We start from the raw sequence: 22873 nt of genomic DNA, 5'->3' as shown, positions 1-22873 counted from the left end.
TCCGCGTAAAGGGTGGCTTAAAGCCCCTGGCTCTTGCGCCATTCAGCCGGAGCGTCCTTGATCGCCGGCAGGACCTTCTCGACGAACAGGTGCAGGCTCTTCCAGCCTAGATCCGGACGCAAGCCGCCGAGCAGCGGTTGCAGGCCGACCGAACGCGTGCGACCGATCGCGATCGCTTCGTCAGGCGTTACGACCTTGACGAGATCTGCGGCCCGGATCTTCTCGATGGTATCGAGCCCGTGGAGCGGCGAGGCTGACTGGCCGGGGCTCTCGCTCCACTTGGCATAGCTCTTCATGTAGTGAAGCAGATGGGGGCCGAGTTCCTGCCAGCCCCGCTCGGGATCCTCGGTGATGTAGAGCGAGGTCATCCCGCGGATATAGCGCCCCGGCTGCTTGCCCAGCCTCGCGCATTCGGCCTCGTAGTCGACCATGATCGCGTCGTTCATCGGCCACATCGGCAATCCGAAGCGCGCCGCCCGTCGGGCTGCGGCGGGTGTGCCGCCGCCGGCATAGACGATCTCGTGCGGAGGGCGCGAGGGCAGCGGGCGGACGAAGACCTCGCGATCCTTGTCCATGAAGCGCTGGCCCGAAAGCGCGCGCAGGATGATGTCGAAGCCTTCGTCCATAAGCCGCGCGCGATCTTTCAGGCTGACGCGGAAGGCGGCAAACTCGGTGGGCGAGTAGCCGGCGGCAAGCACAGTGTAGAACCGGCCGCCGCTGATCAGGTCGGCTACGGCGATCTGTTCGGCAACTTTCACCGGATCGTGGAACGGCAGGATCACCGCGCCAAGCACGATGGAAATGTGCTTGGTCCGCGCAGCCGCGGCCGTGCCGATCAGGAAGGGGACCGGGCAATAACCGTCCTCGGACTGGTGGTGTTCCTGGAAATCGACCTTGTCGATACCGTTCGCATCGGCATATTCGATCATCTTCAGCGCTTCTTCGTAAACCGTCAGCGGTGGCGCACCGAAATCGGGGACGCGCATGTCGAAGCCGATGTTGGTGTGAAACAGGTCGTTCTTGTGGAACATCTCTCCGCCTTCCGCTTATGCTGTTCTTGTGAACAGCATGGCGCGCCGACGGCGCAGTGCCAAGCATTCGTTTCGAGCCTTGCGTTCCCTTTACGTTCCCGATAAGCCGGCGCCCATGGCTAAACCCAAGCGCCGCTATATCTGCCAGGCCTGCGGCAGCGTCTCGTTCCGCTGGCAGGGACAATGTGCCGACTGCGGCGAGTGGAACACGCTGAGCGAGGACGCGCCCGAGACCGTGTTCTCGGCCAAGCACAATCTCTCTTCGGGCGGGCGGCCGATCGCCTTCGAACCGCTCGACGCGCCGGGCCAGGAGCTCAAGCGGCGTGCCACGGGCCTCGCCGAATTCGACCGCGCACTGGGCGGAGGTCTGGTGCCGGGATCGGCGATCCTGATGGGCGGTGATCCCGGGATCGGCAAGTCGACGCTGCTGATGCAGGCCGCGGCGAAGATCGCGCTGGCCGGAGGGCAGGTCGTCTATATCAGCGGCGAGGAAGCTGCCGGCCAGGTGCGGATGCGCGCGGAACGCATGGGGCTCGCCCAGGCACCGGTCCAGCTCGCCGCGGCGACTTCGGTGCGCGATATCCTGACGACGCTCGGGACGATGGCACCGCCGGCACTGCTGGTGATCGATTCGATCCAGACGATGCATTCGGACCAGATCGAAGGCGCCCCCGGCACCGTCAGCCAGGTACGCGGCTGCGCCTTCGAGTTGATCCGCTACGCCAAGGAGAACGGTACCGCGCTGGTCCTCGTCGGCCATGTCACCAAGGACGGCAGCATCGCCGGCCCGCGCGTGCTCGAGCACATGGTCGACGTCGTGATGAGCTTCGAGGGCGAGCGCAGCCATCAATACCGTATCCTGCGCTCGATCAAGAACCGCTTCGGCCCCGTCGACGAGATCGGCGTCTTCGCCATGGCCGGGCAAGGGCTGGAGGAAGTCGGCAATCCCTCGATGCTGTTCCTCTCGGGCCGCGAGAACCCGGTGCCCGGCAGCGCAGTGTTCCCGGCGATGGAAGGAACGCGGCCAGTGCTGGTCGAAATCCAGGCGCTGATCGTCCGCCTGCAGAGCGGGGCAACGCCGCGCCGTGCGGTGGTCGGCTGGGACAGTGGGCGGCTGGCCATGCTGCTCGCGGTTCTGGAAGCGCGGTGCGGGCTCAATTTCTCCTCGGCCGAAGTCTACCTCAACGTCGCTGGTGGCTATCGTCTGTCCGATCCGGGCGCCGATCTCGCGGTTGCCGCCGCGCTCGTCTCGGCGCTGGGCGACCGGCCCTTGCCCGACAGCGCCGTCTGGTTCGGTGAAATCTCGCTCGCCGGAGAGATCCGACCCGTCGCCCATTCAGGCATCCGACAGCGCGAGGCGGCCAAGCTGGGTTTCAACCGCGCCTTCGGCCCTCCCGGCGGCGCGCTGAACGGCGCTGAAACCCGCGAGACCGAGATGCGTTATGCCGAAATCGCCCTGCTCCCGAATGTCATTGACCGAATTTTGTCCGACGCATAGTTTCCACGCGGCATGACGGGTTTCGATATCGCTGTACTGCTGCTGGTCGGGATGGGCGCCGTCACCGGATTCTTGCGCGGCTTCGTGCAGGAAATGCTTGCGCTGGCAGCCTGGATCTTCGCACTGATTGCCATTCACACGCTGCACATGCCGCTGAGCGCGGCGTTGACGCCGACCGTCGGCACCGAATCCGGCTCCGCCGTGCTGTCCTTCGCATTGCTGCTGCTGGTGCCCTATGCCGTGGTCAAGCTGGTAGCCAACTGGCTGGGCTCGAAGAGTCGCAACTCGCTGCTCGGTCCGATTGACCGCGTGCTCGGTTTCGGCTTCGGGGGAGTGAAGGGCCTCATCATCGTCGTGCTGGCCTTCTCGGTGCTGGTGCTCGGCTATGACACGGTCTGGGGCCCGGGTGGCCGGCCCGACTGGATAACCCAGGCGCGAACCTACCGTTTCGTCAACGCCAGCAGCGAGGCGCTGGTCAAGATGATCGGCGAACGCCGCCGCGCCGCCGTCGAAGCCGCAGCCAAGGAAGACGCCGGGAAGACCTGATGGCGGGTGCGGCCACGCTCTACACACCGGACGTCCTGGCGCTGGCGACGGGCTTGGCCGAATTCGCCTGGGACCCGGCACTGCCGCTTCAGGGCGAAGCGCGCTCGAAAAGCTGTGGCAGCACGATTGCGCTGGGCCTCGGCCTCGACGCCGCAGGGCGGATCGACCGGATCGGGCTGCGCTCGCAAGCCTGCGCCATCGGCCAGGCCGCCGCCGCGATCTTTGCGCGGGCCGCGATCGGCCGCAGCGCCGACGATATCCGCGCCGCCGACGAAGCCATTGCCGTCTGGCTTGCGGGCGAGGGCGACTTGCCCGACTGGCCCGGGCTCGATGCAATCAGCGCCGCGCGCGACTATCCTGCCCGCCACGGTGCGATCCGCCTTGCCTGGCAGGCCGCCCGATCCTCCCTGCTTCCCACGGGCGACATGCCTCGCTAGAGGACGCCGAGAGGGTTAGACGGAGAACGCGATGTCGGGGGGGAACTGCAGCCACGCTGGAACCGGGCCGGGGTGCCGATGTGGAGCCCACCGCGTCCGACATTCGCCTGGTGATCGCCGCCTCGTCGGCGGGCACGATCTTCGAATGGTACGACTTCTTCATCTACGGCACGCTGGCCGGGTTCATCGGCAAGGCCTTCTTCCCCGGCGACAATCCGACGCTGCAGATCCTGCTCGTCTGGGCCGGCTTCGCGGTTGGCTTTGGATTCCGCCCGCTCGGCGCGATCCTGTTCGGATATCTGGGCGACCAACTCGGCCGCAAGTATACCTTCCTCGTCACCGTCACCCTGATGGGCATCGCTACGGCGGGCGTGGGATTCATCCCTTCGGCTGACTCGATCGGCCTCTGGGCGCCGGCCATCGTCATCCTGCTGCGCATCCTGCAGGGACTGGCGCTCGGCGGCGAATATGGCGGCGCGGCGATCTACGTTTCCGAGCATGCCGAGCCCAATCGACGCGGCTATTTCTCCAGCTACATCCAGGCGAGCGTTGTAGGCGGTTTCGTCCTCTCCGTTCTGGTCGTGCTGGTTTGCCAGGTGGCCATTCCCGACGCGGTCTTCGCCAGCTGGGGATGGCGGCTGCCTTTCATCCTCAGCATCGCGCTGCTGGTGGTCTCGCTGTGGATGCGGCTGAAGCTGTCCGAGAGCCCGGTGTTCATGGCGATGAAAGCGGCGGGGATGACCGCCAAGAACCCCTTCGTCGAGAGCTTCACCTATCCGGGCAACAAGAAGCGCATCTTCGTCGCGCTGTTCGGCGTGACCGGCGTGCTGACGACGATCTGGTACACCGCCTTCTTCTCGGCGCTGTCGTTCCTCAAGGGGCCGATGCGCATGGATACGATCACGACGGAAGTCATCATCGGTCTCGCCGCGATGGTCTCGATGGTGTTCTACATCTGGGTCGGCAAGTGGTCGGACACGGTCGGGCGCAAGCTGCCGATCATCATCGGGGCGGCGGCGACGCTGGTGCTGCTGTTCCCGCTGTTCTGGGGCCTTGGCGCGCTGGCAAACCCGGGTCTCAAGGCGAGCGCCGCGGCCGCGCCGGTCGTCGTGGCCGGCACAGCCTGCAGCACCGATCCCTTCGCCGACCTGTCGGGCCGCAAGCAAAGCGACTGCGGCAAGGTTCTCGAGACACTGACCGGCAGCGGTGTTCCCTATACGGTGCAGCAACAGTCGGAGCTGGCGGTCACGGTCGGCGGCAACCCGATCGCGATCGACCCGGCCTGGCTGGCCGACGGCAAGGCGCGCAAGGCCGGGCTCGAAGCTGCACTGACCGCGCATGGTTTCGACTTCTCGGTCCAGAAGCCCAGCCTCGCCGCGCAGTTCGGCATCGGCGCGCTGCTCGCTGCGCTCGGTCTACTGTCGGCGCTGACCTACGGCAGCGTCGCGGCTCTGCTGACCGAAATGTTCCCGCCGCAGATCCGCTACAGCTCGATGTCGATCCCCTATCACATCGGCGCGGGCTATCTCGGCGGCTTCCTGCCGCTGATCGCCAGCTATATCAACGCGCGCACGGGCGACGCCTATGCCGGCCTCTGGTACACTTGGGTGGTGGTCGCCTTCGGGCTACTCGTGGCAATCTGGGGCCTCAAGGGCGGAAAGCCTCGCGAGTTCAGTGACGACGCCTGAGCCACCACCGGCGGCGCTCCGCCTCGACATCGACCGCGACGCGCTGGCCGGCAACTGGCGGACGCTCGACGCCATGTCGGGCGGTGCCGTGGCGGGCGCCGCGGTCAAGGCCAACGGCTATGGCCTCGGCGTGCCCGCGGTCGTGCCGGTGCTGCGCGATGCTGGCTGCGGCAATTTCTTCGTCGCGCACTGGAGCGAGGTTGCCGCCGTGGCCGAACACGTGCCTACCGGCGCGATCTCGGTGCTGCATGGCCCGCTGACCACTGCCGATGCCGCCTATGCCAAGGCGATGGGTGTCAAGCCGGTGATCAATTCGCCGATCCAGGCGCGGCTCTGGCTCGAGGCAGGAGGCGGCGCCTGCGACCTGATGGTCGATACCGGCATCAACCGCCTGGGCCTGCCGATGGCTGAGGTCGGCGACGAGGCGATCGGGCAGCTCGAAGTCGACGTGCTGATGTCGCACCTCGCTTCCGCCGACGAGGACGTGCCGCTCAACGAACTGCAGTGGACCCGCTTCGAGGACGTGAAGCGCGCGGTACCGCACCGCCGATCCAGCTTGGCCAACAGCGCCGGGATCGCGCTCGGCAGCGCCTATCACAACGATCTGACGCGGCCCGGCCTGGCGCTCTACGGCGGTATCCAGCGGTGCGAGTTCTCCAGCACAATCCGGCAGGTAGCACGACCGATGGCCGCCATACTGCAGGTGCGGAATGTCCAGGCCGGCGACAGCCTCGGCTACAATGCGACCTTCACCGCCAGCGGCCCGATGCGCGTCGGCACGATCGCGCTGGGTTATGCCGACGGCTACCTGCGCTGCTGGTCGAGCAAAGGCGCAATGCTGTCGCAGGGACGCCGCCTGCCGGTGCTCGGCCGGGTGTCGATGGACATGACGATCATCGACCTTTCCACCGCGCCCGACCTCAAGGACGGCGACTGGGTCGAGGCTGAATATGCGCCGGTCGAAGCCGCAACAGCGAGCGGCCTTTCACAGTACGAGCTGTTCACCCTTCTAGGCCAGCGTTTCGGCCGCTGACTCTTCCCAAGTCAGGACTTTGCTGCGCAGCAAGATATGTTGCATTGCGGTTGCTGCAAATGCTAACATCGCGCAGAGACATAATGGGATCAGGCAATGGCTGAAGGCGCAGAGAAGTCCGGCGATACCGTCATCATCAAGAAATACGCCAATCGGCGGCTCTACAATACCCGGTCCTCCAGCTACATCACGCTCGATCACCTGGCCAAGATGACGCGCGAAAACGTCGACTACAAAGTGCTCGATGCCAAGTCCGGCGCCGACATCACTCACCAAATCCTGACCCAGATCATCATGGAAGAGGAAAGCTCGGGCGAGCAGATGCTGCCCGTCAGCTTCCTGCGCCAGCTGATTTCAATGTACGGCAATTCGATGCAGTCGCTGATCCCGCACTACCTCGAAGCCTCGATGGACAATTTCCGCAACAACCAGGTCAAGCTGCACAAGGCCTTCGAGGACAGCCTGGGCAACAATCCGCTGGCCCGCCTGGCCGAGCAGAACATGGCGATGTTCAAGGCCGCGGCCACGGCCTTCATGCCCGGCGCGACCAAGCCTGAAACCGCGGCCGCGCCGACCGCCGAGAGCCGTGACGAACTCGCCGCGCTGCGCGAACAGATGGCCGAGATGCAGAAGAAGCTGGATTCGCTCGGACGATAAAGCAGGGCGCTAAGCCTTCCGTCCGGCAGGCGATGGCGCTAACAGCGCCCTCATGAATCAGCCCGCCAAGATCAAGCACGCCCTATCCGTCACCCGCGAAGGTGATTTCGCCCAGTGGTACCAGGAGGTCATATCCGAAGCCGACATGGCCGAGGAGAGCGGCGTGCGCGGCTGCATGGTAATCAAGCCCTGGGGCTACGGCATCTGGGAACGCATCCAGAAGCTGATGGACGCCGAGATCAAGGCGGCGGGCGTCGAGAACTGCTATTTCCCGCTGTTCATCCCGCTGAGCTACTTCGCCAAGGAGGCCGAGCACGTCGACGGCTTCGCCAAGGAAATGGCGGTCGTCACGCACCACCGGCTGATCGGCGACGGCAAGGGCGGCCTCGTGCCCGACCCCGAGGCCAAGCTCGAAGAGCCGCTGATCGTCCGCCCGACTTCGGAGACGGTGATCGGCGCTGCCATGGCGCGCTGGGTCCAGTCGTGGCGCGACCTGCCGCTGCTGACCAACCAGTGGGCCAACGTCGTGCGCTGGGAAATGCGCACGCGGATGTTCCTGCGCACCAGCGAATTCCTCTGGCAGGAGGGCCATACCGCCCACGCCGACCGCGACGACGCGATGGAAGAGACTCTGCGCGCGCTCGAAATGTACCGCGCCTTCGCCGAAGGACCGCTCGCCATGCCGGTGATCGCCGGTGAAAAGCCCGAGAACGAGCGCTTCCCCGGCGCCGTCGCGACCTATTCGATCGAAGCGATGATGCAGGACGGCAAGGCGCTCCAGGCGGGTACCTCGCACTACCTCGGCACCGGCTTCGCGCAGTCGATGGGTATCCAGTACCAGAACAAGGAAGGCCAGCAGGCCCACTGCCACACCACGAGTTGGGGCGTCTCGACGCGCATGATCGGCGGACTGATCATGACCCACGGCGACGACGACGGCTTGCGCGTGCCGCCGCAGGTCGCGCCGCAGCAGGTCGTCATCCTGCCGATGCTGCGCGATACCGACGAGGACGAAGCGCTGCTCGCCTACTGCGAGGACCTACGCAAGGCGCTGGCGAAGCAGACCGCGCTCGGCGAACCGCTGCGCGTGCTGCTCGACAAGCGCCCCGGCAAGGCAACGCAGAAGCGCTGGGCCTGGGTCAAGAAGGGCGTGCCCATCATCCTCGAGATCGGCGGCCGCGATGCCGCCGGCGGCCAGGTCTCGGTACTGCGCCGCGACAAGCTGTGGCGCGACGACGCCAAGCCCAACTTCGTCGGCCAGGCCAAGGATGAATTCCTGGCCAATGCGGCCGGCGAACTCGCCAACATCCAGCAGGCACTCTACGCCGAGGCCAAGCTGCGCCGCGACGCCCAGATCGTCCGCGGCGTCGATCTATGGAAGCGCTCGCCAAGGTCTATGCCGACGACCAGCGCTTCCCCGGCTGGGTCGAGCTCGACTGGTCGAAGCCGACCGGCGACGAGCTCGAACAGGTCGTGACCAAGCTCAAGGCGCTGAAGCTGACCATCCGCAACACGCCAATGGATGGCGAGCCCGTTTCGGGCACCTGCATCTTTACCGGCAAGCCGGCCGTCCAGCGGATCTACGTCGCCCGGGCGTACTGAGTTCTGCTCCCCCGCCTGCGCGGGGGAGCAGTTGCTTTGCCCGCCGCAAAGCGCCACATGCGGTCGATGCCCGCCAAACCCCAGCTTCCCGCAGGTCTGCCCAGCCGCCAGCAGATCCTCGATTTCATCGCGCAGTCGGCCGAACCCGCCGGCAAGCGTGAGATCGCCCGCGCGTTCAAGCTTCATGGGCAGGAGAAGATCCAGCTCAAGGCGCTGCTCAAGGACATGGCCGACGAGGGCCTGATCGACGGCAAGCGCACCGCCTTCCACCGCATGGGCGGCGTGCCGCGCGTCACCGTGCTGCGCGTGGTCGACATCGAAGACGGCGAGGCGATCGCCATCCCCGACACCTGGCAACCCGACGACGCCACGGTGCCGCCGCGGCTGCGGCTGATCGAAAAGGGCAGGGGTTCGGCGCTGCGCAAGGGCGACCGCGTGCTCGCGCGGACCGAGGAAGTCGGCTCGGGCTGGCGCGCCCATCCAATGAAGAAGCTGCCGGCCATGGCCGACCAGCTGCTCGGCGTGGTCGAGTTCGACGGAGCGGGGAAGCCCTGGCTCGCACCGGTCGACAAGCGGCTGCGCAACAGCTCGCCGATCTCGGATCTAGGGGGAGCGGAGAAGGGACAGCTGGTGCTCGCCGAACCCGCGGGCAAGTCACCGCGCTCGGGCGTCCGGGTCACCGAAGTGCTCGGCGATCCGCTGGCGCCGCGGGCCTTCAGCCTGATCGCGATCCACAAGCACGGCATCCCCAACGTCTTCGTTGAGGAGGTGCTGAGCGAAGCCCAGGCGGCCGCCAAGCTGCCACTGTCCGAAACCAAGCGCGAGGACCTGCGACACCTGCCGATCGTCGCGATCGACCCCAGCGACGCACGCGATCATGACGATGCGATCTGGGCTGAACCGGACGGGGAGGGTGGCTTCCGCGCTCTCGTCGCCATCGCCGACGTCTCATTCTACGTCCGCCCTGGGGGCGCACTCGACCGTGAAGCACGCAAGCGCGGCAACTCGGTCTATTTCCCCGACCGTGTCGTGCCGATGCTGCCCGAAGTGCTCTCGGCCGACGTCTGCTCGCTGCGCGCGGGCGAGGACCGGGCGGCGATAGCCTGCCACCTGACGATCGACGCCAAGGGCAACGTCACTCAATGGCGCTTCACCCGCGCCATCGTCCGCATTGCGGAAGTCATTGCCTACGAGGATGCCCAGGCACGTATCGATGCGGGCGAAGCGAACGAGAGCCTCCAGAACCTCTGGGCCGCCTGGCGTGCGCTGGCCAAGGCCCGCGACCAGCGCGATCCGCTCGCACTGGAACTGCCCGAGCGCCGCGTCATGCTCGACGAGAAAGGCCGCATCGCCGAGATCCGGTTGCGCGAGAGCCTCGATGCGCACCGCGTCGTCGAGGATTTCATGATCGCCGCCAACGTCGCCGCGGCCAAGGCGCTCGAAAGCAAGGTGGCGCCGGTGGTCTATCGCCTGCACGAGCCGCCGAGCCGCGAGAAGCTGGTCGCTCTCAAGGATTACCTCTCGACCTTCGACAAGAAGCTGGCGCTCGGCCAGGTTATCACGCCGGGCCTGTTCAACCGCCTGCTCAAGGACATCGCCGACGAGGCCGAGAAGGCGTTGATCATGGAGGCCGTGCTGCGCAGTCAGACGCAGGCCTACTACGGCCCGCGCAACGTCGGCCACTTCGGCCTCGCGCTGGGCAGCTACGCCCATTTCACTTCGCCGATCCGCCGCTATGCCGACTTGCTGGTCCACCGCGCCTTGGTCGACTCCTTTGGCCTAGAGCAGCCGGCACCCAAGGGATCGCTACCGCCCGGCTCCGGTCTTTCCGAGCGCGACCGTGCCGATCTTGCCAAGGTCAGTGAGGCGATCAGCGATGCCGAGCGCCGCGCCATGTCGGCGGAGCGCGAGACGATCGACCGCTACGTCGCCGCCTGGCTCTCGGCCCGCGTCGGCGAGGTGTTCGAGACGCGGATCACCGGCGTGCAGAAGTTCGGCTTCTTTGCCACGATCATCGGGCTGGGCGGCGACGGGCTGGTGCCGGTCTCGACGCTCGGCGCCGAACGTTTCAACTTCGACGAGAAGAGCCACGTGCTCGAAGGCGAGCAGAGCGGAACGCGCTATGCGATCGGCGACCGGCTGCGGCTGAAGCTGGCCGAGGCCAACCCGCTGACCGGCGCTCTCAAGTTCGAGCCGGAGCACGGCGCCGGCGCGCGGATCGAGCAGCGCGGCAAGCCGATGCCGCTGAAGCGCAAGGGCGCGCATCTGGTGGGACAACGGGGCAGGCCGGGGAATATTCGCCACCAGGGCAGGGGCAAACGGAAGTAGCGCGGCGCTAGCTCACCCGCTCGATATCCTCGGCGCTCAACGCCCCCGGAATCACGAACAGCGGGCAATGCAGGTGCGACAGGTGCCCGGTGAAGTGCTGCACCAGCGGACCGGGGCCGCCGTCCTTGGCCGCGCCGAGCACCAGCGCCGAAACTTCCGGATGCTCGGCCAGATAGTCGCGCACGACTTTCTCGGCTTCGCCCTGGATCACCGAGATCACCGGCATGCGGCCGCTTTCGGACAGCAGGCTGCCCGCCGCCGAGGTCGCCAGCGCCTCGGCGCGTGAACGGGCTTCTTCCTCGATCGTAGCCTGGACGCCGGCGAAAGCATTGAACGGCTGCGGCGCGACGACGGCGAGCAGGTGGACCGTCCCGTCGGTCTTTGCCGCGCGTCGCGCTGCAAAGTGCAGCGCGGTCAGCGCTTCCTCGCTCTCGTCGATCACCACCAGATAGACGCGCATCGCCGTTCCCCCGTCGATGCGATATCTGTCACAATCGCGATCTACGCAAGGTTCTTGCCCCAAGGTTCTTGCTCAACCCGGCCAATTTGGCCAAGGACAGGGCAAGGACAAGCAGGCAACGCCGAGGACCCCCAGCATCATGCCCATCGAGATCAAGATGCCCGCGCTCTCGCCGACGATGGAAGTCGGCAAGCTCGCCAAGTGGCTGGTCAAGGAGGGCGACGAAGTCCGTTCGGGCGATATCCTGGCCGAGATCGAGACCGACAAGGCGACGATGGAATTCGAAGCGGTGGACGAAGGCAAGATCGCCTCGATCGCCGTGGCCGAAGGTACCGACGGCGTGAAGGTGGGCACGGTCATCGCCACGCTGACCGGCGAGGATGAAGGCGCCGCTCCGCCAGCACCGAAGGCGAAAGCCGAGACGCCGGCGCCTGCCGCCACTGCCGAAGCCAAGCCTGAGCCGGCACCCGCATCGACACCCGCTCCCGCTGCGCAAGCGGCACCTGCAGCATCCCCCATAGCACTCAAAGACCAGGAGGGACGTATCCTAGCATCGCCACTCGCCAAGCGCCTCGCCGCCGAAAAGGGCGTCGATCTTTCCGCCGTGACCGGCAGCGGTCCGCATGGCCGCATCGTCAAGGCCGACATCGAAGGCGCCAAGGCTGGCACCGCGAAGCCGGCCAACGACCAGGCAGAACCGGCTGCGGCCGCGCCTGCTCCCGCCCCGACGGCTAGTGCGGCCCCGGCAGCGACCGAAAAGCCCGCCTCGGTGGACATGGCCCCCGAAACGCGCAAGCTGCTCGACGACCGCATCCCGCATTCCGTCGAGAAGCTCTCGGGCATGCGCAAGACGATCGCCAAGCGCCTCACGGAATCGATGCAGCAGGCGCCGCACATCTATCTCACGGTCGACATCCGGCTCGACAAGCTGATGGCCCTGCGCGCCGAACTCAACGACGCGCTCAAGGCCCAGGGCGTCAAGCTGTCGGTCAACGACATGCTGATCAAGGCGCTGGGCAAGGCGCTGGTCGCGGTGCCCGAGTGCAACGTGACTTTCGCCGGCAACGAGCTGATCAAGTACAGCCGCGCCGACATCTCGGTCGCGGTCTCGATCCCGGGCGGCCTGATCACCCCGATCGTCCAGGACGCCGACGGCCGCAGCCTGTCCTCTATCGCCAATGCCACCAAGGATCTCGCCGAGCGCGCCAAGTCGGGCAAGCTGCTGCCGAGCGAGTACCAGGGCGGCACCGCCTCGATCTCGAACATGGGCATGATGGGGATCAAGCAGTTCACCGCGGTGATCAACCCGCCGCAGTCGACGATCCTCGCGATCGGCGCGGGCGAGCAGCGGCCCTATGTGATCGACGGTGCACTCGGCGTGGCGACGGTCATGTCAGCCACCGGCTCTTTCGACCACCGCGCGGTGGACGGCGCTGACGGTGCGCGACTGATGGCGGCGTTCAAGGACTTCGTCGAGAAGCCGCTGGGTATGCTGGCCTAAGTGGCTGGCGGCCCAACCAGCGAACCCGTCATCCGCGTCTCGGCCATGCCGGCAGACGCCAATGCCTACGGCGATATCTTCGGCGGCTGGCTGATGAGCCTTATGGATAGTGGCGCCGGGCTCATCGCCGCACGATATTCGCATGGGCGTGCGGTGACGGTGGCGATGGACGGCATGCAGTTTCACGCGCCGGTCAAAATCGGCGACGAAGTTTCGGTTTACGGTACGCTGGTCAAAGTCGGACGCACGTCCATGGCGATCAATGTCGAGGCCTGGCGGCGGCATCGTTTTGAAGAAACTGAGATCAAGGTGACGGAAGCGGTTTTCACTTTCGTCGCGGTGGATGAGGCGGGAGCGCCGCGTCCCATCAAGCAGGAGAACTAGGCAAGTGGCAGACGCATATGACGTGATCGTCCTCGGTTCGGGTCCCGGCGGCTATGTCGCCGCGATCCGCGCGGCGCAGCTGGGGCTCAAGACGGCGATCGTCGAGCGCGAACTGCTCGGCGGCATCTGCCTCAACTGGGGCTGTATCCCGACCAAGGCGCTGCTGCGCTCGGCCGAGGTGTTCCACAACATGAAGCACGCCAAGGACTATGGCCTGGTCGCGGAGAACATCAGCGCCGACCTCGACGCCATCGTCAAGCGCTCGCGCGGGGTCGCGGCCCAGCTCAACAAGGGTGTGACCGGGCTGATGAAGAAGAACAAGATCGACGTGCACATGGGCACGGGCAAGCTGACCGGTGCCGGCAAGCTCGCGGTCGAGGCTGATGGCAAGACGACCGAGCTCAACGCCAAGCATATCATCATCGCCACCGGCGCCCGCGCACGTGAGCTGCCCAAGCGCACGGGCAAGGCCGACGGCAAGCGCATCTGGACCTATCGCCATGCGATGACCCCGCCCGAGATGCCGACGAAGCTGCTCGTCATCGGCTCGGGCGCGATCGGCATCGAGTTCGCCAGCTTCTATAATGACATCGGCGCCGACGTGACCGTGATCGAGATGATGGACCGCGTCGTGCCCGTCGAGGACGCCGACGTCTCCACCTTCCTCGAAAAGGCGCTCAAGAAGCAGGGCATGAAGATCATGACCTCGGCCAAGCTCGAGGACATCGTCGCGAACGACAGCGGCGTCGCGGTCAAGATCAAGGCCAAGGACGGCACGATCATCGAGGACACCTTCAGCCACGTCATCGCTGCGGTGGGCATCGTTCCGAACATCGAGAACATCGGCCTCGAGGACATCGGCGTCGAACCCGACGATCGCTTCAACATCAAGACCGACGAATACGGCCGGACCAACGTCAAAGGCGTCTGGGCGATCGGCGACGTCACTGCCGGCCCCTGGCTGGCGCACAAGGCGAGCCACGAGGGCGTCGCCGCTGCCGAGGCAATCGCGCAGGAACTGGGCAACGCCGAAGTCCACCCGCACGCGCTCGACCGCCGCAACATCCCGGGCTGCACCTACTGCCATCCGCAGATCGCCAGCGTCGGCCTGACCGAGGCCAAGGCCAAGGAAGCCGGCTACGAGGTGAAGGTCGGCAACTTCCCCTTCATCGGCAACGGCAAGGCGATTGCGCTGGGCGAGGCCGAGGGTTTCATCAAGACCGTGTTCGATGCCAAGACCGGCGAACTGCTCGGCGCGCACATGATTGGCGCCGAAGTGACCGAGCTGATCCAGGGTTTCGTCGTCGGCAAGACGCTCGAAACCACCGAGGCCGAGCTCATCCAGACCGTGTTCCCGCACCCGACGCTGAGCGAGATGATGCACGAATCGACGCTCGCCGCTTTCGGCCGCGTCATCCATATGTGATGCGCTGGCGCCTCTCCCGGCGGGGGAGGCGCTTCCGGCTAGGCGCCCGTGGCCTGCCGAACGATGTGATCGAACACCGCGACGTGCAGCGGCTCGGCGAACTCGCAGCCAACGACGTTTTCGCGCTGCCAGCGGATATGCGCGGTGAGCATGGCGAGCCCGGGGATGCGGATCTTGAGCGGCACCTCGCGCCTCGCGCCCGGCAGCAGTGCAATTTGGAATCCGGCGGGCGACATGTCGGCCAGCCGCGCCATCCGCCAGGGGTTCATGCCCTGGCGCACTTCGCACACTAGCGCGATCTCGGCGCGTTCGCTGAAGCCGCGCGTGCAGCCGAGCTCGTTTGACTTGGGCTGGTGGGTCAAAGGCATCCTCCTGGAAGCCCCTGAATAGACGCGCGAAGTTTCAAAGCCGTTAGCGCGCAGGCTAACCGACGGTTTCTGATCAAATTTCCGCCGGACACGCTTCCAGCCGGCGCAGGCCTTCGGCGGAGAAAGTGCGGAAGGTGATCGAATAGCGCGTGCCCTGCATCGGCGGCAGGCTGTGTTGCCAGACATATCGCGCGTCGTCGGCCAGCACGTAGAGCGAGCGCGGCGACAGTTCGACCGGCCGCTCCTCGCCGCTCGCAGGCTCGCGGAAGACCATGGTCGTCGGCACGCCGAGCGAGATGCCGACCACGTGCTCCCAAACCGGCTTGTCGAGATGCGGCTGGATTACCGCTCCAGGCTCGTAGCGGTTGAGCAGGCACTCCGCGAAGTCGTCGCAGGAAAGGCCGGCGGCGGCAGCGGCTCGTTCCGCGATCGTGCGAAACCCCTCGGGGATCGGCTTGCAGGGAACGAAGCTGTCGTTCGCGTAGTCGTACTTCCAGCCATAGGAGGTGCTGCTACGCGTGTTGCCCTTGTCGTAAGGGGTGTAGGCGAGGCCGGACCCCTCGATCAGCGCTATGAGTTCCGTCTCCTCGGCGGGCGTCATTACGTCCTGCGCCAGCTTCAGTCCCGGTGGCATCGCGATCGGCGGCATCGTTCGCTCTCCATTCTTATGCCGAGAATGTGCGCCCGCGACCGATTCTGCGCAAGCGCACTTCAACCAATGGAATTTACGTTCGGGCGTACGAATTCACAGCGCCGCGACCAGCCCGACGGTGTCGTGATCGAGCATCGCCTGGCTGACGCGCGCAGCGTTGGCGGTATTCACTGTCTCCGGCTGATATTTCGATTCGGTCGTCATCCAGATGAAGTGGGCATAGACCAGGAACACGCCGTACTGGTGCATCGCCTCGTCGAAGCTCGGCGGGGTCGTGCCGTTCGCCGCGAGGCAGTCGAGATAGTGCTGGACCAGCGAGCCTTCCCAGCGCGGGCGTTCGGCGACGTCGACTGCCGCCGAGATATGGTAGGACACCTCGAGCATCGCCGGCCCCCGGCTAGCCAGGGTATCGAGGAAACCCGGCGTGCCATCGGTATCGATGTAGAGATTGCCGAGGTGGATGTCGCCGTGGAGCACGCAGTAGGGCAGGGTCTGGCCATAGGCTATCACCTTGGCCCAGGCATCGTGCATCCATTGCCGGTCCTGGAAGCGTTTCGATACGGCCACGCCCCGAGGCAGCCCGAGAAACCGCGCCCAGTTCTTCTCCGAAGCCTTGTCGTCGAAGAAGCCCTGCATGACTTCGAAAAAGTCGACCAGGTCTGCCCATTTGCCGCCAGGCTTGATTGCCGGGCTGTCCCAGGTCCTGGCATGGAACGTGGCAAGATCGCCGAGCCGGCGGGCGACCTGCTCGTGGCTTTGCGGCCGGGTCGCGTGGCACCACTCGACGCCCTTTGCTACGAGGTCCTCCATGATGATGATGCCCTGGCGGGCCTCGGGATCGAAATCGGCGAAGAAGGTCGCGGGGTGAGGCAGGGGCACTTCGGGATAGACGTCGCGATAGCCCCGCACTTCGCGCAAATGCATGTGATCGAGATTGCGCGCGTGCTCCTCGAAGCCGCCCTTGACGATGACCAGCTCGGGAATCCCGGCAGCCACTGCCGCCGCGTCCCGGTCGAGCCGCAGGCGGATCTTCGAGCAAGTAGTGAAAATAGTGTCCACCACTTCCAAAGCGTTAATGGTGACCCCCGGTGACCGCTGCCGCAGCGCCTGGGTCAGCCATTCGGCGGTCACGCCCTCGACCGTGACGGGCAGGGGAAAATAGCTCGGCGCGGACATGGCCTCTCCTTTGGTTTGCCTGTGATCCTATGGTCTTGAGCCCCCGCCGGCCAAGCCAATGATTGGAACATGTACCGCGCCCGTTCTCGTAGGGCAGGGGCTTACCGGACCCCGCGCGCCTCAGGGATTCAACGGATGCAACAAACCCTGAGACCGAGCGTTGTTTTGCGCATAATTGATCACAGGAGAGCAAAGATGTCAGGGCCAGGAAAGAAAATCGCATGTCTTGTCGCGCTCACGGTGCTGAGCGCGACGCCTGCTTTGGCGCAGCCGAGCTGGCAAGGCCAGTATCCGAACCAGAGCCAGTATCCCAACCAAGGCCGATATCCGAATCAGGGTTGGGATCAGCAAGCCTTCTGGAACGGCGCGCCGACCGACCTGCGCCAGCGCGTCGAATTCCTCCAGCAGCGTATCGACCGCGGCGCGCAGGACGGCTCGCTCAGCCGCAGCGAACAGCGCGATCTCAACCGGCGGCTCGCCCAGATCCGCAGCGACGCTCGCCGCGGCTATATGACGCCGGCACGGCGCGACAACCTGCAGGCGCGGATGGATGAACTCAGCCGACAGATTCGCTGGCAGCGCCGCGACGGCAACGACAGCAGCCGCTTTACCACGAACTATGACGCCTCGCGTTATTACCGCGACGATCCGCGCTACACCGAACGACGCCTGACCGATCAGGACGAGGTCTATCGCGGTTCGGACGGGCGCTATTACTGCAAGCGCAACGACGGTACGACCGGCCTGATCGTCGGCGCGATCGGCGGCGGCGTGCTCGGCAATGTCATCGACGGCGGCAGCAACCGCGTCGGCGGCACGCTGATCGGCGGCGCGCTCGGTGCGCTGCTGGGCCGATCGATCGACCGCAGCAGCAGCAACGACGATATCCGCTGCCGCTGACGAGGCCGCGGGCCTCACTGGCTTACGAATGAAGGCCGGCGCTCGCGCGCCGGCCTTTTCGCATGCTCCCCACTGAAATCGGCGGATTTCCCTGTTGACCAAGCGACCAGCATCACGTTCAATCCCGCTATCGAAGAGGGAGGGCGGAATGGTAGCGCGGCCACGATTTTCGGCCGAAAGCGAGTCCCCGAGCCCGATCTACCCATTGAGTGGACCGGCCGCGTGATCGTTGCGGATTCCCAATTCGGCCCGCTCCCGCTTTACCGGTCGAACCCGCATCACCGCTGCAACGGCATCGAAAACCCCGCTGTCGGGCATATCGGCAAACCGAACCTGCCGAAAACTTCTCGCTTGTCCTAACCAGGAGATATCCCGGGTGCTCCATGCGGGCCACACGTCATGATTGATAAGGCGGCAGCCATCCGGGTCGCATCGGCCCTTGGACTGGGGCTGACGATGTACCTCGCCGTGAATATCTGCCTGGCCTACCTGCGGATCGATCGCTCCATCGGATTCTGGCTCGCCAACGGCATAGCCCTGGCTGTGCTGCTCCGCACGCCTCGGGACCATTGGCCGCTCCTGATCTGCTGCGCCTTTCTCGGCAATCTGGCCGCAACGGTAGTCTTCCGCCCGGGCCACCTCGTCATCAACGTCCTCTTCAGCGTCAGCAACGTCGCACAATATCTCTTTCTCGCGGGAGTGCTGCGCGCCCGGTTCGGCCCCTATTTCGACCTTCTTCAGGGCCGCCAGCTGGGCTGGCTTTGCGCGCTCAGCCTGCCGGCGACTGCGCTGAAATGCATGGCGCTATGGCTGGGCTCGATCCTCGGGGCCGGCCCCGACCTGCTGCCGGACTCCATGCCGTTCTGGTTCATCTCGTGCACGCTCGGACTGTTCGTATTGTCGCTGCCGTTGCTGGCGATCACCAGCGCCCGGGCGGAGGCGTTGGTTCGTTTCGATGCGCTGGGCTTTGGCCTGCTCGGCATCGTCGCGGCACTCGGCGTGGCGATTTATGGTCCGCTCGCGTTCGACATCATTTATCTGGTCATGCCGCCGCTGATGATGCTCGCCTGGCGGTATGGCCTGTTCGGCGCGGGCATCGGTTCCCTGCTGAACAACGTCCTCGGCGCGCTCCTGTCGGTTTCGACCCCCGGCATTGCCACGAGGCTGATGAATGCAGGTTATCCCCCCGACGCCGTAGGCATCTATCTCGCGCTGTTCTTCGACGCTGCAATCCTGATCAGCCTGCCCGTCGCAGTCGCGCGTGCACAACAGAAGGCGACCGACACCGCACTCGCCGCAGCCCTTGCTTCGGCCGAACGGCGCGCAACCCAGCTGGCCGACAGCGAGGCCGCCATCCGCATGAACCAGGAGATACTGCGCCAGTCCGAACAGCGCTTCCGCGCCATCTTCGAACGCGCGCCGCTCGGCATCGCGCTCATGGATGCCGAAACGCAACGCTATGTCAGCCTCAACTCCAAGTTCCAGGAGATCATCGGCAGGACGGCCGAGGAACTGATGGAAAAGACCTGGATGGACATCACCCCGCCTGAGACTCTTGCCGATGAGCTCGCGCGAGCCGCGCCTTTCCTGAACGGCGATGCGCCCGAGTTCCAGGAGGAGAAGGCCTATCTCCGCGCCGACGGTCTACGCGTGTGGGTCAACATGGCGGTCACGCGCATCACCATGCCCGGGGCCGACGGCGAGCGCTTTCTGGTGATGATCGAGGACGTGACCGAACGCAAGGCGCTGCAGGACCAGCTCTACGTCGTCCAGCGGCTCGATGCCGTTGGCCAGCTGACGGGTGGAATCGCGCATGATTTCAATAATCTGCTGACGGTGATCATCGGCAGCAGCGAGGCCCTGGCGGAAGAACTGGACGACCCCGACGAACGGGAACTTGCCGACCTCATTCTCGACACCGCAGAGCGCGCCGGCGAACTGACCCGTCACCTGCTGGCTTTCGCCCGCCGGCAGCCGCTTTCGCCCCGCGCTTTCGACGTCAATCAACTGCTCGAGGGCAGTGAGGCGCTGATTCGCCGGACCTTGGGCGCCAACCTGAAGTTCTCGATAGAGAAGACGCCCGGTCTCAGGCTCGCTTTTGCCGATCGCAGCCAGACCGAGGCGGCGATCCTCAATCTCTGTCTCAATGCGCGAGACGCCATGCCAAATGGCGGCCACCTCAAGATCAGCACGGCCAATGCCACTTTCGACGATGATTTTGTGCGCAGCCATTCGGGCGCGCGATCGGGCGATTTCGTCGTGGTGCGGGTCAGCGACACCGGGACAGGCATTCCGGCCGATGTTGTTCGCCACATCTTCGAGCCGTTCTTCACGACCAAGGAAGCGGGCCGCGGCACCGGGCTCGGCCTCAGCATGGTCTATGGCTTCGTCAAGCAATCGCAAGGCTACATCGAGGTCGAGACCGAGGAAGGGAAGGGCGCGACCTTCTCGTTCTACCTGCCGGCCGGCCAGGTGCAGGATCTGGTCGCGGACCCGGCGGCCAAGAGTGCAGCGCAGCGCGGCACCGAAACCGTCCTGTTGGTCGAGGACGACGATCTCGTGCGCCAGCACGTCGGTATCCAGCTCAGGGGGCTCGGCTACGAAATCGTCGAGGCAGCGGACGGCCCGCGCGCGCTCGCCATTCTGGAGGAGCGCTGCGACATAGCGCTCCTGTTCACCGATGTAATGATGCCGGGCGGGATGAACGGCCGCCAGCTCGCCGAAAAGGCGACCGCAGCCTGGCCCAGGCTGCGCGTGCTGTTCTCGTCGGGCTATTCTAACGAGATGCTTATGGAGAACGGACGCCTGATCGATGGCGTGGCGCTGCTCGCGAAACCCTATTCGCGGCGCCAGCTTGCCGAGAAGGTCCGCGAGACGCTCGACCGGCCGGTATGATCCCGGATCAGATATGGTTGGCCAGTTCCCAGACCACGCAATTGTCCGAAATTGTCATGCCGATCCGCTTGTGGCACAATTGATCTCATGAATTCGGTCGTCACCGCCTACCCCGACGCGCTGCCCGAAGCGACCAGCACGAGCCTGAGCCTGCCCGAATCGCTGACTTTCGAGCAGTGGGAAGAGATCGGCGCGGAGCTGGCCAACCGGGCCCGCAAGCTGAACTGGTGGATCGGCGATTGGTGGGCGGCCGGGCATCATCGCTACGGCGAGCGAGCGCGGCTCGCAGCGAGGGGGCTTTTCGGCAAGGAATTCAAGACCCTGGCAAACATCGCCTCGGTCTGTCGTGCTTTCGAGCCTTCCCGCCGGCGGGAGCACCTGAGCTGGTCTCACCATGCCGAGGCCTCCGCGCTGTCACCGAACGCCGCCGACATGCTGCTCGACCTGGCCGAGCGCGACCGCCTGTCGAAAGCTCAGGTCCGTGCCGCCGTGACGACGATCCGCGGAGGCCCTTCGGCGCGCACCGTCTCGCCCGATGAGGCCGCTGTCGCCAGCCTCTTCCGCGCCTATAACCGCCTGCCGGGGCAGGTGCGCGTACTCGTCGCCCAGGCTTTCGCCGCTGTCGCAGCGACCGGCGCGGAGATCGATCCCGCGACGGGCAATCCCAAGGCGGAAGCGCCGGCCGACGAACTCCAACCGCTACCGGAGGCCGAGCAGGAGGCACCGCTCGACCTGATACCTACGATGGAAGCCGCCGCGGTCGACATCGAACCCGAGGACGCCTGGCACCTCGCAGCCCAAGATGAAATCGCGCCGGCCGAACCCGAGCCTGAAACGATGCTCGACCTGGCCGACTGGGACAGCATGGCGGTTGAAGCCGAGCCGGACGCCCCACTCGACCTGCCGCCCGAACGCGAAGCCACGCCAATCGTGACGGAAACTTCGGCCCTCGAGCCGGGACCGCAAGCTCCACAGGGCCTCGCTCCGGACATGGAAGCCATGCAGGCCGCGGCCGAGGACTACATCGAGTACGACCTCACATTGGACATGGCTGCGCTCCAGGCCGAGACCGGGACGGACATGCCCCTCGATCTGGCTTCGGAAATGGCTGTCGCTCCGCCCGAAGCCGAACCGGATACCGCGCTCGACCTCGATCTCGACATGGCCATGCCGGAGGAGGCTTCTTCGGACTCCGCCTTCGCTCTCGACGGCATCACGCGAACTGCCGGCGAGCCGGGTGACGCGCTCGATCTAGGCCCCGAAAGGGAAGAGGCCGAGGAGACCGACAAGGCCAAGAAGGCCGCCGTCCGGACCGAGCCCTGGCTACTCCCCTGAAAACCGGTCGTCTGCGCGTTTTCCACAAAGGGATTCCACCGGCCTCCCGTTAAATCCATGCCGATGCGGGAAATCGGCCAACTGTGAGAAACGGCCCCTGGACTTCTGGCCCCCGCTTCGGCGGGGGTTTTCTTGAACCAAGACTTTCTTTGGAAGATTGGCGGACAGGGTGGGATTCGAACCCACGGTGAGCTTGCACCCACGGCGGTTTTCAAGACCGCTGCCTTAAACCACTCGGCCACCTGTCCTTGTCTGTCGGCGCATAGCCGGAATGCCGTAAAGCGCAAGCGTGCGGGGTGTCGTTTGCCTTGCCTGAAGCCTGAGCTAGGCTGACCGCATAACCGGGAGGACAAGCTATGGCCGCAGAGCAGATCGCCGAGATCGTCAACCTGATCAATTTCTACCCGATCGCAGTCGATTCCCAGCAGTGGCACCTGTTCGACCGGATTTTCACCGACGATGTCGAGGCCGATTTCGGCGCTCCGGCGGTCTGGCAGGGGCTGGCGCCGCTCAAGCAGGCCTTCGCCGCGATCCACGAGCCTTTCGCCTCGACCCAGCACGCGACGCGCGGACACCATGTCGCGCTGGTGGGGGAGGATAGGGCGACCTGCCTCAGCTATATCCACGGCCGCTTCATCCGCGAGGTGCCCGAAGGCGGCAACATGTTCGAATCTATCGGCTGGTACGACGATGCCCTTGTCCGCACGCCTGCCGGCTGGCGGATCGCGCGCCGAATCTGCCGGACCCAGTGGTGCGGCGGCAATCCGCTGGTGCTGCAGACCACGCCCGACGTGCCCGTCGAGCATATTCTTCATTCGCTGCGAACCGATGCACGGGCGGGACGTATCGGCCATTTCCAGGCGCTCGCAGACGGCTGAGCGCCTGCGACCGGTTGCCGCAAACGGCGGTCCGTCAACAGCCCTAAGGTCCAGCCGGCATTCACAAGTTCCTGTCGC

General features: G+C 65.6%; 19 protein-coding genes, 1 tRNA gene and 1 pseudogene. 15 read left to right on the top strand and 6 right to left on the bottom strand.

The window, feature by feature from the left end:
* Positions 1-17: 17 nt before the first annotated feature.
* Positions 18-1031 (bottom strand): LLM class flavin-dependent oxidoreductase, encoded by a 1014-nt coding sequence (locus KRR38_RS05895; protein WP_217399521.1) that lies wholly within the window; start codon positions 1029-1031, stop codon positions 18-20.
* Positions 1032-1146: 115 nt separating this feature from the next.
* On the opposite strand from KRR38_RS05895, the gene radA reads away from it, so the two are divergent.
* The 8 genes and pseudogenes from radA to rnr all read left to right on the top strand — a co-directional run bounded on the left by radA (position 1147) and on the right by rnr (position 10820).
* On the top strand, positions 1147-2529 hold the full coding sequence (radA, locus tag KRR38_RS05890; protein WP_217399519.1) for a DNA repair protein RadA: 1383 nt from the start codon (positions 1147-1149) through the stop codon (positions 2527-2529).
* 12 nt (positions 2530-2541) lie between these two features.
* A complete protein-coding gene (locus KRR38_RS05885; RefSeq protein WP_217399517.1) occupies positions 2542-3075 on the top strand; it encodes a CvpA family protein in 534 nt (177 codons plus the stop codon).
* The gene (locus KRR38_RS05880) at positions 3075-3512 is read left to right on the top strand and encodes an iron-sulfur cluster assembly scaffold protein (protein WP_217399515.1); all 438 of its coding nucleotides are present in this window, start codon (positions 3075-3077) and stop codon (positions 3510-3512) included. The genes KRR38_RS05885 and KRR38_RS05880 overlap by 1 nt, the downstream gene beginning before the upstream one ends.
* A gap of 80 nt (positions 3513-3592) precedes the next feature.
* On the top strand, positions 3593-5200 hold the full coding sequence (locus KRR38_RS05875; RefSeq protein ID WP_309140983.1) for an MFS transporter: 1608 nt from the start codon (positions 3593-3595) through the stop codon (positions 5198-5200).
* Entirely contained in the window at positions 5187-6233 is a 1047-nt protein-coding gene (alr, locus tag KRR38_RS05870; RefSeq protein WP_309140982.1) for an alanine racemase, read from the top strand. The genes KRR38_RS05875 and alr overlap by 14 nt, the downstream gene beginning before the upstream one ends.
* A gap of 96 nt (positions 6234-6329) precedes the next feature.
* On the top strand, positions 6330-6890 hold the full coding sequence (phaR, locus tag KRR38_RS05865; RefSeq protein WP_217399511.1) for a polyhydroxyalkanoate synthesis repressor PhaR: 561 nt from the start codon (positions 6330-6332) through the stop codon (positions 6888-6890).
* Positions 6891-6942: 52 nt separating this feature from the next.
* Positions 6943-8492 (top strand): annotated as a pseudogene (proS, locus tag KRR38_RS05860) (proline--tRNA ligase).
* A 66-nt stretch (positions 8493-8558) separates the two neighbouring features.
* Positions 8559-10820: a ribonuclease R gene (gene rnr / locus KRR38_RS05855; protein ID WP_217407132.1), complete on the top strand. Its 2262-nt coding sequence runs from the start codon at positions 8559-8561 to the stop codon at positions 10818-10820.
* 7 nt (positions 10821-10827) lie between these two features.
* Here rnr and KRR38_RS05850 read toward each other — a convergent pair whose 3' ends face one another.
* The gene (locus KRR38_RS05850; RefSeq protein ID WP_217399510.1) at positions 10828-11280 is read right to left on the bottom strand and encodes a universal stress protein; all 453 of its coding nucleotides are present in this window, start codon (positions 11278-11280) and stop codon (positions 10828-10830) included.
* Between the two features lie 139 nt (positions 11281-11419).
* Here KRR38_RS05850 and KRR38_RS05845 point away from each other — a divergent pair, with 139 nt between their 5' ends.
* Genes KRR38_RS05845 through lpdA form a run of 3 tightly spaced genes read left to right on the top strand, consistent with a single transcriptional unit; the run spans position 11420 to position 14591 of the window.
* Positions 11420-12781 carry a pyruvate dehydrogenase complex dihydrolipoamide acetyltransferase gene (locus tag KRR38_RS05845; RefSeq protein ID WP_217399508.1) on the top strand — a complete coding sequence of 454 codons (1362 nt, stop codon included), beginning with the start codon at positions 11420-11422 and terminating at the stop codon, positions 12779-12781.
* A gap of 45 nt (positions 12782-12826) precedes the next feature.
* The gene (locus KRR38_RS05840; protein WP_217399506.1) at positions 12827-13165 is read left to right on the top strand and encodes an acyl-CoA thioesterase; all 339 of its coding nucleotides are present in this window, start codon (positions 12827-12829) and stop codon (positions 13163-13165) included.
* A gap of 4 nt (positions 13166-13169) precedes the next feature.
* Positions 13170-14591: a dihydrolipoyl dehydrogenase gene (gene lpdA, locus KRR38_RS05835; protein WP_217399505.1), complete on the top strand. Its 1422-nt coding sequence runs from the start codon at positions 13170-13172 to the stop codon at positions 14589-14591.
* 38 nt (positions 14592-14629) lie between these two features.
* On the opposite strand, the gene KRR38_RS05830 is transcribed toward lpdA, so the two are convergent.
* The 3 genes from KRR38_RS05830 to KRR38_RS05820 all read right to left on the bottom strand — a co-directional run bounded on the left by KRR38_RS05830 (position 14630) and on the right by KRR38_RS05820 (position 16787).
* On the bottom strand, positions 14630-14953 hold the full coding sequence (locus KRR38_RS05830; RefSeq protein WP_254514662.1) for a PilZ domain-containing protein: 324 nt from the start codon (positions 14951-14953) through the stop codon (positions 14630-14632).
* A gap of 79 nt (positions 14954-15032) precedes the next feature.
* Positions 15033-15608 carry an alpha-ketoglutarate-dependent dioxygenase AlkB gene (locus tag KRR38_RS05825; RefSeq protein ID WP_217399493.1) on the bottom strand — a complete coding sequence of 192 codons (576 nt, stop codon included), beginning with the start codon at positions 15606-15608 and terminating at the stop codon, positions 15033-15035.
* Between the two features lie 96 nt (positions 15609-15704).
* Entirely contained in the window at positions 15705-16787 is a 1083-nt protein-coding gene (locus tag KRR38_RS05820) for a phosphotransferase (RefSeq protein WP_217399491.1), read from the bottom strand.
* Positions 16788-16982: 195 nt separating this feature from the next.
* Between KRR38_RS05820 and KRR38_RS35855 the strand changes: the two genes are divergently transcribed.
* The 3 genes from KRR38_RS35855 to KRR38_RS05805 all read left to right on the top strand — a co-directional run bounded on the left by KRR38_RS35855 (position 16983) and on the right by KRR38_RS05805 (position 21917).
* Complete coding sequence (locus tag KRR38_RS35855; protein WP_254514661.1) at positions 16983-17687, top strand: glycine zipper 2TM domain-containing protein; 705 nt, start codon at positions 16983-16985, stop codon at positions 17685-17687.
* A gap of 399 nt (positions 17688-18086) precedes the next feature.
* A complete protein-coding gene (locus tag KRR38_RS05810) occupies positions 18087-20582 on the top strand; it encodes an ATP-binding protein (protein WP_217399489.1) in 2496 nt (831 codons plus the stop codon).
* A gap of 87 nt (positions 20583-20669) precedes the next feature.
* A complete protein-coding gene (locus KRR38_RS05805; RefSeq protein WP_217399487.1) occupies positions 20670-21917 on the top strand; it encodes a hypothetical protein in 1248 nt (415 codons plus the stop codon).
* Positions 21918-22075: 158 nt separating this feature from the next.
* On the opposite strand, the gene KRR38_RS05800 is transcribed toward KRR38_RS05805, so the two are convergent.
* Positions 22076-22165: transfer RNA gene (locus KRR38_RS05800), tRNA-Ser, on the bottom strand.
* Positions 22166-22273: 108 nt separating this feature from the next.
* On the opposite strand from KRR38_RS05800, the gene KRR38_RS05795 reads away from it, so the two are divergent.
* Positions 22274-22795 (top strand): nuclear transport factor 2 family protein, encoded by a 522-nt coding sequence (locus tag KRR38_RS05795; protein WP_217399484.1) that lies wholly within the window; start codon positions 22274-22276, stop codon positions 22793-22795.
* Positions 22796-22873: the final 78 nt, after the last annotated feature.

Origin of the sequence: Novosphingobium sp. G106, assembly GCF_019075875.1 — a bacterium.
Taxonomy (GTDB): domain Bacteria; phylum Pseudomonadota; class Alphaproteobacteria; order Sphingomonadales; family Sphingomonadaceae; genus Novosphingobium.
Note: the sequence above shows the minus strand (reverse complement) of the source record. Positions and strands in the feature narration are given on the sequence as shown.